This window comes from Solilutibacter silvestris, assembly GCF_002895945.1.
Classification (GTDB): domain Bacteria; phylum Pseudomonadota; class Gammaproteobacteria; order Xanthomonadales; family Xanthomonadaceae; genus Solilutibacter; species Solilutibacter silvestris.
Window position 1 is genome coordinate 774439 of the sequence record NZ_NPZB01000001.1, and the last position, 14023, is coordinate 788461.

The following is a 14023-nucleotide window of genomic DNA, read 5'->3' on the forward strand; positions in this document are numbered from 1 at the left end:
TCAGCGGTGCGACGTCAGTGCGCCCAGGCCACCGAGAGCGAACACGAAGATGATGTAAAGCACGATGATGGCGGCGCTGGCAGCGGCGGCGTAAATCGCCCACTTCTTGGCGTTTTCCGAGGCCAGTCTGGCGCCCACGGTGTCGCCGGCGCTGACCAGGCCATCGACCTTGGCCGCGTACACGATCGACACGATGCCGAACGGCAGGCAGCAGAACAATGTGGCCAGGATGCCCCAGACCAGGTTGTTCGGGATGTTTTGCGGATTCGTCATTGTGATACCCCCTCAGGCTGTTGATGACTTTCCGCGCAGCATACCAGCCGGATGCGCCATCAAGCCGCATCCCCGCGCAGTTCGCGAACCTTCGCTTCCAGCGTTTCACTGGTGAGGCCATGGCCAGTGATCGGCGCGTCGGCGACGACATCGACATGCGCGCGGAAACGCCGCGGCAGGCGCGCGCGATGCAGGCGCGAATCGCGACGACTCCACATGCTCGACCACATTCCGCGCAGGGCCATCGGGATTACCGGCACGGGGCGGCGCTCGAGCACCTTCTCGACGCCGGACTTGAACGGCGCGATCTCGCCATCCTTGGTCAACGCGCCTTCCGGGAAGATGCCGACCAGTTCGCCTTCGGCCAGCGCGGCATCGATGGCATCGAAGGCGCGCTGCATCATCTGCGGATCCTCCTTGGCGCCGGCGATCGGGATCGCCTTGGCCGTGCGGAAGATCCAGCTCAACACCGGGATGTTGAAGATCTTGTAGTACATGACGAAACGCACCGGGCGCGGGATCGATGCCGACAGGATCAACGCATCCATGAAGCTGACGTGGTTGCAGATGATCAGCGCCGCGCCTTCGTCGGGGATGTGATCGATGCCGCGCGTGCGCAGCCGGTACAGCGTGCGCACCAGCATCCAGCTGAGGAAGCGCATCAGGAATTCGGGAACGATGGTGAAGATCCAGATCGCCACCAGCGTGTTGGCGACGGCGAGCGCGAGGAAGATTTGCGGAATGCTCCAGTGCGCGTAGGAGCGCAGCACCAGGCAGATCAGCGACGCCGCGACCACGAAGCCGGAATTCTGGATATTGAGCGCGCCGATCACCCGCGACAGTTCGTCCTTCGGCGTGCGGCTCTGGATCAGCGCGAACAACGGCACCACGAAGAAGCCGGTGAACAGGCCGATGCCGACGAGGTCGATCACGATCCGCCAGCTTCCGGCCTGATGGATGAAACCCATCACGTCGAGATCGTGCGCGGTCGCGGCGCCACTGCGCGCGAAGTAGAGATCGAACAGGAACACGCTGATGCCGAATGCGCCGAGTGGCACCAGTCCGATTTCCACCGTGCGCGCCGATAGTTTTTCGCACAGCACCGCGCCGACGCCGGTGCCGATCGAGAACAGCGCCAGCACGAACACATACAGGGTGTTGCTGCCACCAAGATTGAGCGGCGCATAGTCGGGCAGTTCCGCCGCGAACACCGTGCCGACGAACCAGAACCACGACACGCCCAGCACTGCATTGCGCACCGCCAGCTGCTTGCGCGCCAGCTTCATCACACTGACGGTTTCCGTCACCGGATTCCAGTTGATGCGCAGATCGGGCGCGCTGGCGCCGACATTGGGAATCAGTTTCGCCGCCAGCCACGCCGCCGATGCAATCGCCAACACGGCCGCACCCGCGAGCCACGGCGAAATCGCGCCGCCGATGCTGAAGATCAATCCGCCGACGATCATCCCGACCAGGATCGACACCGACGTGCCCATCTCCACCAGCCCGTTGCCGCCGGTCAATTCGCGCGGATGCAGCACCGCCGGCAGGATCGAATACTTCACCGGTCCGAACAGCGTCGAATGCACGCCGGTCGCGAACAGCGCCACCAGCAACAGCGGCAGGTTGTGCATCACGAAGCCGAACGCCGCGATCAACATGATCGCCACGCCCAGCAACATCGCGAGACGGATCAGCTTGGCCTTCTCCATCTTCTCGGCGATCTGGCCCGCCGTCGCCGAGAACAGGAAATAGGGGAGGATGAAGATCGCCGGCGCCAACTGCGTGTACAGGCCGCGTTCCGACACTGGCGCCTGCATCCAGAACAGCAGGCCGATGATGCCCTGGCGGAACACGTTGTCATTGAAGGCGTTGAGGCATTGCACCGTGAAGAACGGCGCGAAGCGGCGCTGGCGCAGCAGGGCGAATTGGCTGTGGGACATGTGGGCTCCCCGGGGATTGGGGCAGGATAGCGGACGTCGTCAACGCCCGTGCAGGCGAGTGCGGAAATAGCCGCGCGTTTCCCCATCGCTGCAATAGATGTAGCAACCTTTCATGCCACGCGTCATCAACGTGCGATAAGTATTGCGGATGATGGCGTCGAGGCGCTCCAGCGTGCCTTCGCGATCCTGCTTGACCAGGGTTTTCCAGCCACGGATCGATCGGTCCATTTTCGAACGACCTTCCGGTACGCTCATGAGCACGCCGTCGCGGACGATCAGGTCGGGCCCGATGATCACGCCGACGTAATCCAGTTCCAGGCCCTGGCAAGTGTGGATGCAGCCGATTTGTTCGATCGAATCGGGCGCGGTGATCCACAGGCTGCCATCGCTGCCGAGGTTCCATTGCTTGCGGAACTCGAATTCCGGGAATTCGATATCGAAGGCATCCGGATTTCTTTTGCTCTTCCAGTCCCAGCAATAGCCGGCGACCAGGCGCGACTTGTTGTTGACGCGATTGCGCTCCTCGATGAGGCAATGCAGATCCGTGGGCGAATCGACGACGCGGAAATCGAAGGTGTCGGTATCGAAGTCGCGATTCGCGGTTTCGCGTATCCCGAGGGCATCGTCGAGCCAGGCGAGGTAACCGTCGGAGCCGGCGCAACGGAATTGCGACGCCAGCGCGAGACGTGTCACCTCGGCGCCGGACAATGCCGCCCATTTCTCCAACTCGGCGATGCGCCCGATATCGTTCAAGGTGACGATCTGGTCATCGTCCACGAACAGGATCGCGCATTTCGCGGCGTCGATGATTTCCTTGACTTGGTTTTGGCCGAGGTTGCCGTACAGGCCGCTTTTCTCGTTGAGGCGATGGGCCTCGTCCACGACCAGGGCATCGAAGGTGTCGGCTTCCGTCTCGAAGAACGCGCCGGATCCGCCGAACATCGCCGAGATCTGGGCTTGCGTGCGGTGTCCCTTGAGTCGTTGCTGGTACACCGCGCGCGGCGCGGCGTTTTTCGACACATATTTCGTCAACAGCCCCTTGTCTGTCAGCGCGACCATGAGGTTGATGGCGATGACCGATTTTCCGGTGCCCGGCCCGCCCTCGACGATGACGACCTGCTTCTTCGTTGCGGCGGCTTCGATCGATCTCGCCAGACAGGTTTCGTAGGCCACTTTCTGGTCGTCGATCAGGACGAATTCGCGATTGCCCTTGAGCATCTCCACCAGGCTGTCGGCCAGCATCCGGGAGGGACGGATGCGTGCCTGGTCGATCCTGAAAAGCAGTTCCCCGTCGTCGCCACGCTTCACGTACTGGCGGATGAAATCGCGGAGCTTCTGGCGTTCGCCATGCCCGCGCAGGAACAGCGGAGCCTTCTCGATGTAGCGTGCGTAGATCGGCGAATCGATGACGCCGTCGCGTTGGTAGTTGTGCAGGTAGGCGCACGGCTGCAGGCGGATGGCGCCTTCATGTACGGCTTCGTTGAAGCCTTCGAGGAGCGCTGCATACGACCACGCCTGATAGCTGGGGTGGGTGCCTTCCCGTTCCGAACGACCACCGCGCTGGGCGATGACGATGCCATCTTTCTCGGAGATCCGCGAAGTCGACCATTGCTTCAATTCGACGATGACGACGCGCGGCTGCCCGTCCTCCGATTCGCCGGACAGGATGAAGTCGATGCGCTTGCCTGTTTGTGGAATCCCGAATTCGACGCCCACGCCCATCGTGTCCGGCAGGCTGTCGTCCCGGAGCACTTCGGCCATCTGCGTCAGCGAGTGTTGCCAGGCGCGGTACTCCGCTTGTGGCGCATAACGACCGGTGTTGGTGAGGAACGCGCTTGCGATGATGTCCTCGATCGCCCGGTTCTCGTTGTCCTCGAGGAATTTTTCCCTTGTCGATTGATAGACGATCACGGAATCTCCCCGATCCGATTGATGGTCGCCGCCGCGTCTTGATTACTTCCGATTCACGCTATAAGCACCGGGCCCCAGCAGCGCGATCGCAACGGCAGCCGCAAGAAACATGCCCTGCAGCTCCAGGTCCCAGCCGCCCTGCTGGTTGAGATGACCGAGTTGCCCCATGTGCACCAGCGCGAACGCGACCAGCATGTTGATGGCGATGATCACGCCGCCGAAGCGCGCGAAGAAGCCGAACAACACCATGATCGGCGCGACCACTTCGCCGATCAGCACGCCATAGGCGACGAAGCCGGGCAGGCCGTGCGCTTCGACCAGCCCGGTGATCTGGCCGATGCCGCCCTTCAGCTTGGCGATGCCGTGCAGCAGGATCAGGCAGCCGAGCGCGAGGCGCAGGACCAGTTTGCCGAGATCGGACATGTTTTTTTCGTTCATGGTGTTTGCCCCGATGCGAATGGATGGGAACGCGACTGCGCGAGTATCGCATCGCAGGCCAGCCAGTCCGCAAGGGGGATACTGCGAGAGGCGATCTCAGGCGGAAGGTTCGCGCTCGATCGCCCGCCAGCCAATGTCCGTGCGGTGGAATTCGCCATCCCAATGGATGTGTTCGACTTCCGCATAGGCCTTGCGCTGCGCATCGGCCACCGAGTTGCCCAGCGCGCACACGCACAGCACGCGACCGCCTGCGGTGACAGTGTTGCCATCCGCATCGAAGGCGGTGCCGGCCTGGAACACCTTGCAGTCGGGATCGGTCTCGGCGTCGAGTCCGTGGATCACGTCGCCGGTGCGCGGCGTATCCGGATAGTGCTCGGCGGCCATCACCACGCCCAGCGAGATCTGCGGATTCCAGTGTGCTTCGGTCTGATCGAGACGGCCATCGATCGCCGCTTCGATCAGTTCGGAGAGATCGGACTGCAGGCGCAGCATCACCGGCTGGGTTTCCGGGTCGCCGAAGCGCACGTTGAATTCGATCACCTTGGGCGTGCCCGCGGCATCGATCATTAATCCGGCATAGAGGAAGCCGGTGAACGGAATGCCATCCTTGATCATGCCGGCGACGGTCGGTTCGACAATCTCGCGCATCACCCGCGCATGCACGTCCGGCGTGACCACTGGCGCCGGCGAGTACGCGCCCATGCCGCCGGTGTTCGGTCCGGTGTCGCCATCGCCGACACGCTTGTGGTCCTGCGATGTCGCCATCGGCAACGCGGTGCGGCCATCGACCATCGAGATGAAGCTGGCTTCCTCGCCGGCGAGGAATTCCTCGATCACCACGCGCGATCCGGCGCTGCCAAAGGTATTGCCCTGCAACATGTCGCGCACCGCGACTTCGGCTTCGTCGAGTGTCATCGCCACAATCACGCCCTTGCCGGCGGCGAGACCATCGGCCTTGATCACGATCGGTGCGCCTTTCTCACGTACATAGGCGAGCGCGGCATCGACATCGTCATGCACGGCGTAGTACGCGGTGGGAATGCCGTGCCGCGCGAGGAAATCCTTGGCGTAGGCCTTGCTGCCTTCCAACTGCGCGGCGGCGGCGGTTGGGCCGAAAATCTTCAGGCCTTCAGCGCGGAAACGATCGACGACGCCGGCGACCAGCGGTGCTTCCGGCCCGACCACGGTGAAGGCGACGCCTTCGTTGCGGGCGAGTGCGATCAATCCGTCGAGATCGCTGGCGGCAACGGCGACATTGCGGCATTTCGCTTCGCGCGCGCTGCCGGCATTGCCGGGCGCGACCAGCACTTCAGCGACGCGCTGCGATTGCGCGAGACGCCAGGCCAATGCATGTTCGCGGCCGCCGGAACCGATGACGAGGAGTTTCATCGCTGCGTCCTCAATGCCGGAAGTGGCGAATGCCGGTGAACACCATCGCGATGCCGTGTTCGTCGGCAGCGGCGATCGTTTCGTTGTCGCGCATCGAGCCGCCGGGCTGGATCACTGCCTTGATGCCGGCTTCCGCGGCGGCGTCGATGCCATCGCGGAAGGGGAAGAAGGCATCGCTGGCCATCACCGAGCCTGGCACGATCAAGCCGGCATCGTTGGCCTTGATGCCGGCGATGCGCGCGGAATAGACGCGGCTCATCTGGCCGGCGCCGACGCCGATGGTGTGCAGATCCTTCGCATAGACGATCGCGTTCGACTTGACGAACTTCGCCACTTTCCACGCGAACAGCAGGTCGGCGAACTGTGCTTCAGTCGGCGCGAGCTTCGTCACCACCTTCAGTTCGTCGCGGGTGACGACGCGATCATCTGCGGTCTGCATCAGCATTCCGGAATTGACGCGCTTGGTGTCGATGAAACCCTGCGATGGCGGCGCCAGCGGAATGCGCAACACGCGCACGTTGGCTTTCTTCTTGGCATAGGCCAAGGCTTCGTCGTCGTAGTCGGGAGCGATCAGCACTTCGACGAACTGGCGGTCGAGGATAGTCTTCGCGGTGGCGCCATCGAGCCTGGTGTTGAAGGCGATGATGCCGCCGAAGGCCGAGGTCGGATCGGTGGCGTAGGCTTTCTCGTAGACATCGGCCGGACCGGTTCCCACCGCGACACCGCAGGGGTTCGCGTGCTTGACGATCACGCAGGCCGGCGCGTCGAACTGGCGCACGCATTCCCACGCGGCATCGCTGTCGGCGATGTTGTTGTAGCTCAGTTCCTTGCCCTGCAGCTGGTTGAACGTCGCCAGCGAACCCGGTGCCGGATACAAATCGCGATAGAACGCCGCCTGCTGGTGCGGGTTCTCGCCATAGCGCAGGTCCATCACCTTGACGAAGTTGCCATTGGCTTGCGCGGAGAACTGTGAGCGCGCGCCATCGGGGCCGATCGCCGAAAGATAGTTGCTGATCGCGGCGTCGTACTGGGCGACGCGGTTGAACGCGGCGACGGCGAGATCGAAACGCGTCTTCGCTGAGAGTGCGCCGTCGCTCGCTGCGAGTTCCGACAGCAATCCCGCGTACTGTTCCGGCGCCGTGGCGACCGCGACGCGCGCGAAATTCTTCGCCGCCGAGCGCAGCATCGCCGGGCCACCGATGTCGATGTTCTCGATGATGTCGGCGAAGCTGCTGTCCGGATTGGCGCTGACCTGCTCGAACGGATAGAGATTGAGCACCAGCAGATCGATCGGCGCGATGTCGTGTTCGGCCATCACCGCGTCGTCGGTGCCGGCGCGACCGAGCAGACCGCCGTGCACGACCGGATGCAGCGTCTTGACGCGGCCGCCCATCATTTCCGGGAAATCGGTGACTTCGCTGACGTCCTGCACCGCCAGGCCGGCGTCGCGAATGGCTTTCGCGGTGCCGCCGGTCGAGACCAGTTCGACGCCGCGCGCGGCGAGCGCCTTGGCAAGTTCGATCAAGCCGGTCTTGTCGGAGACGGACAACAGGGCACGGCGGATGGCGATGGCGTCGCCAGTCACGGAATTCACGGGCATGGTCGCAAGGGTGGCGCGGGGAGGCGTAATTATAGGCCGTCGGCCATGAAGGCCTCGATGGCGTCGACGTCGCGGACCAGTGTTTCGCTCAATATGCGATGGCCATTCGCCGTCACTACCACGTCGTCCTCGGTGCGGATGCCGATACCGCGCCATTTTGTCGGGACCGTGCGCTCGTCGTGGCCGACGTAGAGGCCGGGTTCGACGGTGAACGCCATGCCCGGTTCCAGTAGTCGCGATTCGCCGTCGATGCGGTATTCGCCGACGTCGTGAACGTCGAGGCCGAGCCAATGACCGGTCTTGTGGCGGGTGAAGCGCTTGTGGCTTTCATCCTTCAAGTGCTGCTTGAGCGTGCCCTTGAGCAGGCCGAGGCCGAGCAATCCATCCGTAAGCGTCTCGATCGCGGCATCGTGCATTGCCGACCACGGACGTCCCGGCTGCGCCTGCGCCAGTGCCGCGCGTTGCGCCGCGCCGACCAGATCATGCAGTGCGCGCTGTTCGGCGCTGAAGCGGCCGGAGACCGGGAAGGTGCGGGTGATGTCGGCGGCATAGCCGCGGTATTCGGCGCCGGCATCGATCAGGATCAGGTCGTTCTTGCCCGACTTGGCGTTGTTGTCGATGTAGTGCAGCACGCAGGCATTGGCGCCGGCACCGACGATGCTGCCGTAGGCGGGGCAGGCATCGTGGCGACGGAACACGCGTTCCACTTCGGCCTGCAGTTCGTATTCGGCGATGCCCGGTTTCGCGGCGCGCATCGCGTGTCGGTGGGCTTCGATGCTGATGTCGACCGCGCGTTGCATGACCCGCAATTCCTCGGCACTCTTGAACAGCCGCATTTCGTCGAGGAGATGGCCGAGCTCGATGAATTCATTGGGCGATTGGGTGCCGCGGTGGCCGCGCGCGCGGGTGCGATTGAGCCAGCCGATCAGCTGCAGGTCGAATTCGGTGTCGCGGCCGAGGGGGTAGTGGACGCAGCTGCGGCCTTCCAGCAACCCGGGCAGGATGTCGTCGAGGTCATCGATGGGATAGGCATCGTCGAAACCGAGGCTGTGCACCGCGCCTTCGGGCCCCACGCGCGCACCATCCCAGCCTTCGCGTTCGGGATCGCGTTCGCGGCAGAACAGGATCGATTCGCCATGCATGCGCCCCGGGATCAGCACCAGCACGGCGCGCGGTTCGGCGAATCCGCTCAGGTACCAGAGATCGGAATCGGGACGATAGGGATAGTGGGTGTCGCGACTGCGGATACGTTCCGGCGCGCTCGGCACGATGACGATGCCGTCATCGCCAACCTGCCGCATCAGCTGCTTGCGGCGGCGGACGTAGGTGGCGGCGCTGAGGCCGGTGGCCACGGTCAGTGGAGTTGGCGACGGCGGCGCGCGATGGCGACGTCACCGTGCAGCAGCAATGCCGCCACCCGTACGAATTCCTCGATCTCGGTCAGCGCGGTTTCATCGTCCTCGTCGCCTTCCGGTTCGGCGGTGGCGGTGGCCAGTCGCGCCAGATCCTGCAGCGCTTCCTCGCCTTCCTCCGACAAAGGCGGTTTCGCGCCTGCGGCCAGCCCGAAGGCGCCGAGGAAGTGCCGGCACCAGTCGAACAAGGCGGCGCTGCGTGCCTGCAACGTGGTGTCATCGCCCGGCAACAGCAGTGCCAACTCGAAGTCGTTGTCTTCCATCCGCGCCTGGGTGCCGCGACCGAGGCGATCGATCGCGCTGCCATCCTTCAGTGCGGGCAGGGCGGGATCGGCCATCACCTTGCCCAGCCAGCCGCCATCGGCGTCGCCGCCACCGGCGATCCAGCCGATCAGTGCGCCCTGCAATTCCCAGGGTGACGTCGCCAGCCCGAGCTGGTCCAGTTCGGCTTGCAGGGTGGGTGCGTCGGGCAGGGGATCGGCCATGGCGCAAGTGTAAATCAGGCGGTCACGCGCTGTCGTGATCGCATGCTAATGTGCCCGGCATGAACGGGCAGGACGCGATCGAACGACTGCATGCGCTGGTGGAGCGCGCTGAAGCGCTGTCCGCGCGCCTGCATCGGCTGAGCGACGAGAACCGCGCGTTGCGCGCCGAACAGCAGCAGTTGATGAACGAGCGCGCCGACCTGATCGCCCGCAACGAACAGGCCCGCGTGCGCGTGGAAGCACTGATCCATCGCATCCGCACACTCGAGGATCAGCCGTGAGCGAAGTCGTCAACGTCCGCGTGATGGATCGTGACTACAGCGTCGGCTGCTCGCCGGAGGAACGCGACGATCTGGTCGCCGCCGCCCGCATGCTCGACCAGCGCATGCGCGACATCCGCGGCAACAACCGCATGGCCGCGATCGAGCGCATTGCGGTGCTGGCCGCGCTCAATCTTGCCCACGAATTGCAGCAGACACGTCATCAGGGTGGTGCCCTCGGCGATGAATTCGATCGCACGCTGGGTGATCTCGAACGCAAGCTCGGCACACTCGCCGAACTCCCCGAGCGAGCCTGACGCGCGCTGAATGCGCGAAGAAAATGATGGCGCGGCGCGCACGGGTGGCTATACTGATGTCGCTTCCTCTGCTGTGCTCGACAGCGCGCAAACATTCGCCTTGTCCCTTAAGAACGACATCGGGAATGTAAAGCCACCGGGGGTGCATGTCCGCCATGTGCGGAAAGCCCGAAGGTTGCCGAGCGCTCCCACTTGAACCCTGGGTTCAAGGTCGTTTCGCCGCATCGGCACGGCGGAGGAACCTTTTCTTTCGGCCCATGGTCTGGCTGTCAGGATCATCTGCGGCCGCCGCTACAATGCGCGCATGGCTTCCGTTCGCGATCCCTCCGCCGATCTTCGTCGCCGCCTGCGTGACGCCCGCCGTGGCGTGAGCGTGGGCGAGCGCCTGGCCGCAGCCGATGCGGTGGCGCGCGGATTGCTGGCGCTGTCGTTTGCGCCAACGCGCGGCTACGTTGCCGGTTATTGGGCAGTGGATGGCGAAGTACCGCTGCATGCCTGGCAATTGCGCCTGCCGAAAGACTGCGTATATTGCCTGCCGGTTCTGGATGAAAGCGACAACAGCCTGTGCTTCGCCCCGTTCTGCGCCGGCGATGCCACGCGTCCGAACCGCTTCGGCATCCCGGAGCCGGTACTGGAAGCCTCGTCGTTGCTGTCAGTGACCGAGATGGCGTTGATCGTGCTGCCGCTCACCGGCTTCGATGCCAGCGGCCATCGTCTCGGCATGGGCGGCGGCTGGTACGACCGCACCCTGCGCGATCATCGCGGCGCGCCACCCCATCTCGTCGGCATCGGCTTCGACTGCCAACGCGTCGACGCAATTCAGCCGCGCGAGTGGGACGTGCCCTGCGATGCCATCGTCACCGAATCCACCACCTATCTGCGGGAATCGACATGAGCACGCGCAAGCACTATTGGTTGATGAAGACCGAGCCGACCGATTTCTCCATCGATACCCTGGAGAAGGTCGGACGCGAACCGTGGACCGGCGTGCGCAATTACCAGGCGCGCAATTTCATGCGCCAGATGAAAGCCGGCGACGAAGTCTTCGTCTACCACTCCAATTGCGAAGTGCCGGGCATCTACGGCATCGGCGAAGTGGTGGGCACGCCGTATCCCGATCCGACCCAGTTCAACAAGAAGTCGAAATACTTCGATCCCAAGTCGACGCAGGAACAGCCGCGCTGGGATCTGGTCGACATCGGCTACGTGCGCCATCTCAAGCGCCTGCTGTCGCTCACGGAAATCCGCGAACATCGCGACGCGCTCGGCGAGGAATTCGCGTTGACGCGTACCGGTTCGCGCCTGTCGGTGCTGCCGGTGACCGCGGCGCAGTGGAAGTTGCTGCTGGCGCTGGAAAAGAAATGACCATTCACTGGAACGCGTGCGCATGAGCAACGAAGGCAAGCGGCTGGCCGCCGAAAAGGCCATGGATTGGGTCGAGGACGACATGGTGGTCGGCGTCGGCACCGGATCGACGGTGGCGTTCTTCATCGATGCGCTGGGTCGCGAGCGGCATCGCATCCGTGGCGCGGTGTCGAGTTCCGAGCAAAGCAGCGAGAAGCTGCGCGCGCACGGCATCGAGGTGTTCGATCTCAATGCGGTCGGCGAGCTGGCGCTGTATGTCGATGGCGCCGACGAATGCGATCCCGGCAAGCACCTGATCAAGGGTGGTGGCGCGGCACTGACGCGCGAGAAGATCATCGCGCAGGCGAGCAAGAAGTTCGTGTGCATCATCGATCCGAGCAAGCTGGTCGATGTGCTCGGGCGCTTCCCGCTGCCGGTGGAAGTGGTGCCGATGGCGCGCAGCATGGTCGCGCGCGAACTGGTGGCGCTCACCGGCGGCCAGCCGGTGTTCCGCATGGACGCGATGGAGCGGCCGATCGTCACCGACAACGGCGGCCACATTCTCGATCTGCACAATCTGCGCATCACCGATCCGGTGGGCGTGGAGGAACGCCTGAACCAGATTCCAGGCGTGATCAGCGTCGGGCTGTTCGCGCGTCGCCCGGCGGATGTGGTGATCGTGGGTGGGGAGCCGCCGCGGGTGTTGTAATTCCAGGCACGCGCTGGCTGGCGTGGCCGGCAGACCCAATGCGCGGGACGCCGTGAATCCGTCCATGGAGGCTCGACTCGGCATCCCTGCCTCGTATGCCCGCGCATCGGGCAAGACCGACCACTGGCCGCGCGCGTGTTGTGACTTCATCGCAGCGACGAAACGCTGCCCGCCCGGCAGCGCCTGCGCGGTGGGTCCCTATGGCCGACCATTCCGCCGCATGGATGCGGCGGCTGAGCCTGCATGGACGTATTCACGGCGTGTCGGCAATAGGGACACCCAAGCGGGCGCACGCCGGGTGCGAGAAAGCCGATCCTTCACTGCGTTCGGGATGACATGCGCAATCGCAACCGCTGCGACACGGCCACCGCACCCTCATCCGTTAGTAGAACCGTGAAATTCGCAACCGGTGCGGAGACGCGCGGAGCGGATACTGCGGAACCAAGCGGATGCCGTGATGACGCTGCGTTGCCTCTTCGTCGACTTCAATTCCTACTTCGCCTCCGTCGAACAGGAGGACGAACCGACATTGCGTGGGCGACCGATCGCGGTGGCGCCGGTGATGACCGAGAGCACCTGCTGCATCGCCGCCAGCATCGAGGCCAAGACGTTCGGCATCCGCACCGGAACACCGGTGTGGGAGGCGCGCGAACGCTGCCCGGAACTGCTCGTGGTGCCGGCGCGACCGGCGCGCTACCTGCAGGCGCACACGCAGCTGATGGCTGCCATCGCCGATTGCGTTCCGCACGGCACGCCCGAGTCCATCGACGAAGTGCCATGCTGGCTGATCGGGCGCGAGTGCCAGCGCGACAACGCGATCGCGATCGCCCATTCGATCAAGCGCCGCATCGCCTCGGAGTTCGCTGCGATCCGCTGTTCCATCGGCATCGCGCCCAACAAGTTCCTCGCCAAGACCGCCTCGGACATGCAGAAACCGGATGGCCTGGTGGTACTGGAACGCCATGATCTTCCCCACGCCTTGCACGCACTGGAACTGCGCGACCTGTGCGGGATTGGTGCGTCGATGGAGGCGCGCCTGCGCGCCGCCGGTATCGACAGCGTGGAGGAGTTGTGCGCATCGCCGAAGGATCGTTTGCGCGCGGCCTGGGGCAGTGTCGAAGGCGAACGCTTCTGGATGCAGCTGCGTGGCATCGACGTGCCGATGCGTGCGACCCAGCGCGGATCGATCGGTCATTCGCACGTGCTCGGCCCGGAGCTGCGCAACCTCGACGGCATGCGCGCGGTGCTGTTCAAGTTGCTGGCCAAGGCGGCGATGCGGCTGCGCAACGAGGACGACGGCTATCTCGCGCGTGGCCTGCAATTGCACGTGCGTTTCGTCGGACTGGATGAGCGCTTCAGTCCGGCGGTCGATTTCGCGCCGATCGACGACACTCCCAGCCTGCTGCACCTGCTGGCGAAGATGCTGAAACCGCTGGAGCGCGCAGCGGCAAGCGGGCGCTGGAACGTCAAGCGCCATCCGCCATTGTCGGTCGCGGCCACGCTGACAGGTGTCGAATTGCGCAGCAAGCGCAGTGGCGAACTGATCGCGACCACGCGCAAGCGGCAATCGATCACGCAGGTACTGGACAAGGTCAATCGCCAGTTTGGCAACAACGCGCTCTATGTCGCGGCGATGCTGCCGGCGATCGAGCACGATGCCGCGCCGATGCGGATCCCGTTCGCCCATCTCCCCGATGTGAAACTGGAAGAAGACGTGCGCACCCATGCCCATGCGGCGGAGCTGGTGCGGCTGCGCGAACGCCAGTTCAAGGTGTTGGCCGAGGCAAGCCACAAACAGGCGCAGGCGCAGCGATCGCCGCGCGCCAGCGGCCCTTCCGGGGCGTCGTCGCGGATCCGCATGCCGCCACGGATCGTGCCGCCGTCACCACAGTTGGGGCTGGGATTCTGAGTGGCTGCGGTATCCTTGCGCCTTTCCATCGAC

14 protein-coding genes and 1 other RNA gene are annotated in these 14023 nt (G+C 64.3%); 7 read left to right on the top strand and 8 right to left on the bottom strand.

Translation table 11 applies throughout. From position 1 onward, the window contains the following. The 8 genes from Lysil_RS03445 to Lysil_RS03480 form a co-directional block, all read right to left on the bottom strand. Positions 1-279, bottom strand: coding sequence for a CD225/dispanin family protein (locus tag Lysil_RS03445; protein WP_425477145.1), 279 nt, complete (start codon positions 277-279; stop codon positions 1-3). Positions 280-332: 53 nt separating this feature from the next. Beyond that, positions 333-2216, bottom strand: a complete 1884-nt coding sequence (locus Lysil_RS03450; RefSeq protein ID WP_103074153.1) for an MFS transporter — start codon at positions 2214-2216, stop codon at positions 333-335. A gap of 39 nt (positions 2217-2255) precedes the next feature. Beyond that, positions 2256-4127: a DUF2075 domain-containing protein gene (locus tag Lysil_RS03455; protein WP_103074154.1), complete on the bottom strand. Its 1872-nt coding sequence runs from the start codon at positions 4125-4127 to the stop codon at positions 2256-2258. A gap of 42 nt (positions 4128-4169) precedes the next feature. Beyond that, positions 4170-4565, bottom strand: a complete 396-nt coding sequence (locus tag Lysil_RS03460; RefSeq protein WP_103074155.1) for a DoxX family protein — start codon at positions 4563-4565, stop codon at positions 4170-4172. A 96-nt stretch (positions 4566-4661) separates the two neighbouring features. Further along, on the bottom strand, positions 4662-5954 hold the full coding sequence (gene purD, locus Lysil_RS03465; protein WP_103074156.1) for a phosphoribosylamine--glycine ligase: 1293 nt from the start codon (positions 5952-5954) through the stop codon (positions 4662-4664). A 10-nt stretch (positions 5955-5964) separates the two neighbouring features. Continuing rightward, positions 5965-7554: a bifunctional phosphoribosylaminoimidazolecarboxamide formyltransferase/IMP cyclohydrolase gene (gene purH, locus Lysil_RS03470; protein WP_205756847.1), complete on the bottom strand. Its 1590-nt coding sequence runs from the start codon at positions 7552-7554 to the stop codon at positions 5965-5967. 29 nt (positions 7555-7583) lie between these two features. Next, positions 7584-8912 (bottom strand): aminopeptidase P N-terminal domain-containing protein, encoded by a 1329-nt coding sequence (locus tag Lysil_RS03475; protein ID WP_103074157.1) that lies wholly within the window; start codon positions 8910-8912, stop codon positions 7584-7586. Continuing rightward, complete coding sequence (locus Lysil_RS03480; RefSeq protein ID WP_103074158.1) at positions 8909-9451, bottom strand: UPF0149 family protein; 543 nt, start codon at positions 9449-9451, stop codon at positions 8909-8911. The genes Lysil_RS03475 and Lysil_RS03480 overlap by 4 nt, the downstream gene beginning before the upstream one ends. A 59-nt stretch (positions 9452-9510) precedes the next feature. On the opposite strand from Lysil_RS03480, the gene Lysil_RS03485 reads away from it, so the two are divergent. From Lysil_RS03485 to Lysil_RS03515, 7 genes are all read left to right on the top strand, one after another. Continuing rightward, positions 9511-9732, top strand: a complete 222-nt coding sequence (locus Lysil_RS03485) for a TIGR02449 family protein (protein WP_103074159.1) — start codon at positions 9511-9513, stop codon at positions 9730-9732. Positions 9733-9755: 23 nt separating this feature from the next. Continuing rightward, complete coding sequence (locus tag Lysil_RS03490) at positions 9756-10028, top strand: cell division protein ZapA (RefSeq protein WP_103074961.1); 273 nt, start codon at positions 9756-9758, stop codon at positions 10026-10028. A gap of 62 nt (positions 10029-10090) precedes the next feature. Continuing rightward, a non-coding RNA gene (gene ssrS / locus Lysil_RS03495) (6S RNA) lies at positions 10091-10271 on the top strand. Between the two features lie 61 nt (positions 10272-10332). Then, complete coding sequence (locus Lysil_RS03500; protein ID WP_103074160.1) at positions 10333-10923, top strand: 5-formyltetrahydrofolate cyclo-ligase; 591 nt, start codon at positions 10333-10335, stop codon at positions 10921-10923. Then, entirely contained in the window at positions 10920-11393 is a 474-nt protein-coding gene (locus tag Lysil_RS03505; protein WP_103074161.1) for an EVE domain-containing protein, read from the top strand. The genes Lysil_RS03500 and Lysil_RS03505 overlap by 4 nt, the downstream gene beginning before the upstream one ends. 22 nt (positions 11394-11415) lie before the next feature. Then, positions 11416-12081 (top strand): ribose-5-phosphate isomerase RpiA, encoded by a 666-nt coding sequence (gene rpiA, locus Lysil_RS03510; protein WP_103074162.1) that lies wholly within the window; start codon positions 11416-11418, stop codon positions 12079-12081. Between the two features lie 457 nt (positions 12082-12538). Next, the gene (locus Lysil_RS03515; RefSeq protein ID WP_103074163.1) at positions 12539-13990 is read left to right on the top strand and encodes a DNA polymerase Y family protein; all 1452 of its coding nucleotides are present in this window, start codon (positions 12539-12541) and stop codon (positions 13988-13990) included. Positions 13991-14023: the final 33 nt, after the last annotated feature.

Coding starts and splice junctions, on each gene's coding strand:
- Lysil_RS03515 (WP_103074163.1), top strand. CDS start 12,539: ATGACGCTGCGTTGCCTCTTCGTCGACTTCAATTCCTACTTCGCCTCC.
- Lysil_RS03460 (WP_103074155.1), bottom strand. CDS start 4,565: ATGAACGAAAAAAACATGTCCGATCTCGGCAAACTGGTCCTGCGCCTC.
- Lysil_RS03480 (WP_103074158.1), bottom strand. CDS start 9,451: ATGGCCGATCCCCTGCCCGACGCACCCACCCTGCAAGCCGAACTGGAC.
- Lysil_RS03490 (WP_103074961.1), top strand. CDS start 9,756: ATGGATCGTGACTACAGCGTCGGCTGCTCGCCGGAGGAACGCGACGAT.
- Lysil_RS03450 (WP_103074153.1), bottom strand. CDS start 2,216: ATGTCCCACAGCCAATTCGCCCTGCTGCGCCAGCGCCGCTTCGCGCCG.
- Lysil_RS03500 (WP_103074160.1), top strand. CDS start 10,333: ATGGCTTCCGTTCGCGATCCCTCCGCCGATCTTCGTCGCCGCCTGCGT.
- purD (WP_103074156.1), bottom strand. CDS start 5,954: ATGAAACTCCTCGTCATCGGTTCCGGCGGCCGCGAACATGCATTGGCC.
- Lysil_RS03485 (WP_103074159.1), top strand. CDS start 9,511: ATGAACGGGCAGGACGCGATCGAACGACTGCATGCGCTGGTGGAGCGC.
- Lysil_RS03505 (WP_103074161.1), top strand. CDS start 10,920: ATGAGCACGCGCAAGCACTATTGGTTGATGAAGACCGAGCCGACCGAT.
- purH (WP_205756847.1), bottom strand. CDS start 7,554: ATGCCCGTGAATTCCGTGACTGGCGACGCCATCGCCATCCGCCGTGCC.
- rpiA (WP_103074162.1), top strand. CDS start 11,416: ATGAGCAACGAAGGCAAGCGGCTGGCCGCCGAAAAGGCCATGGATTGG.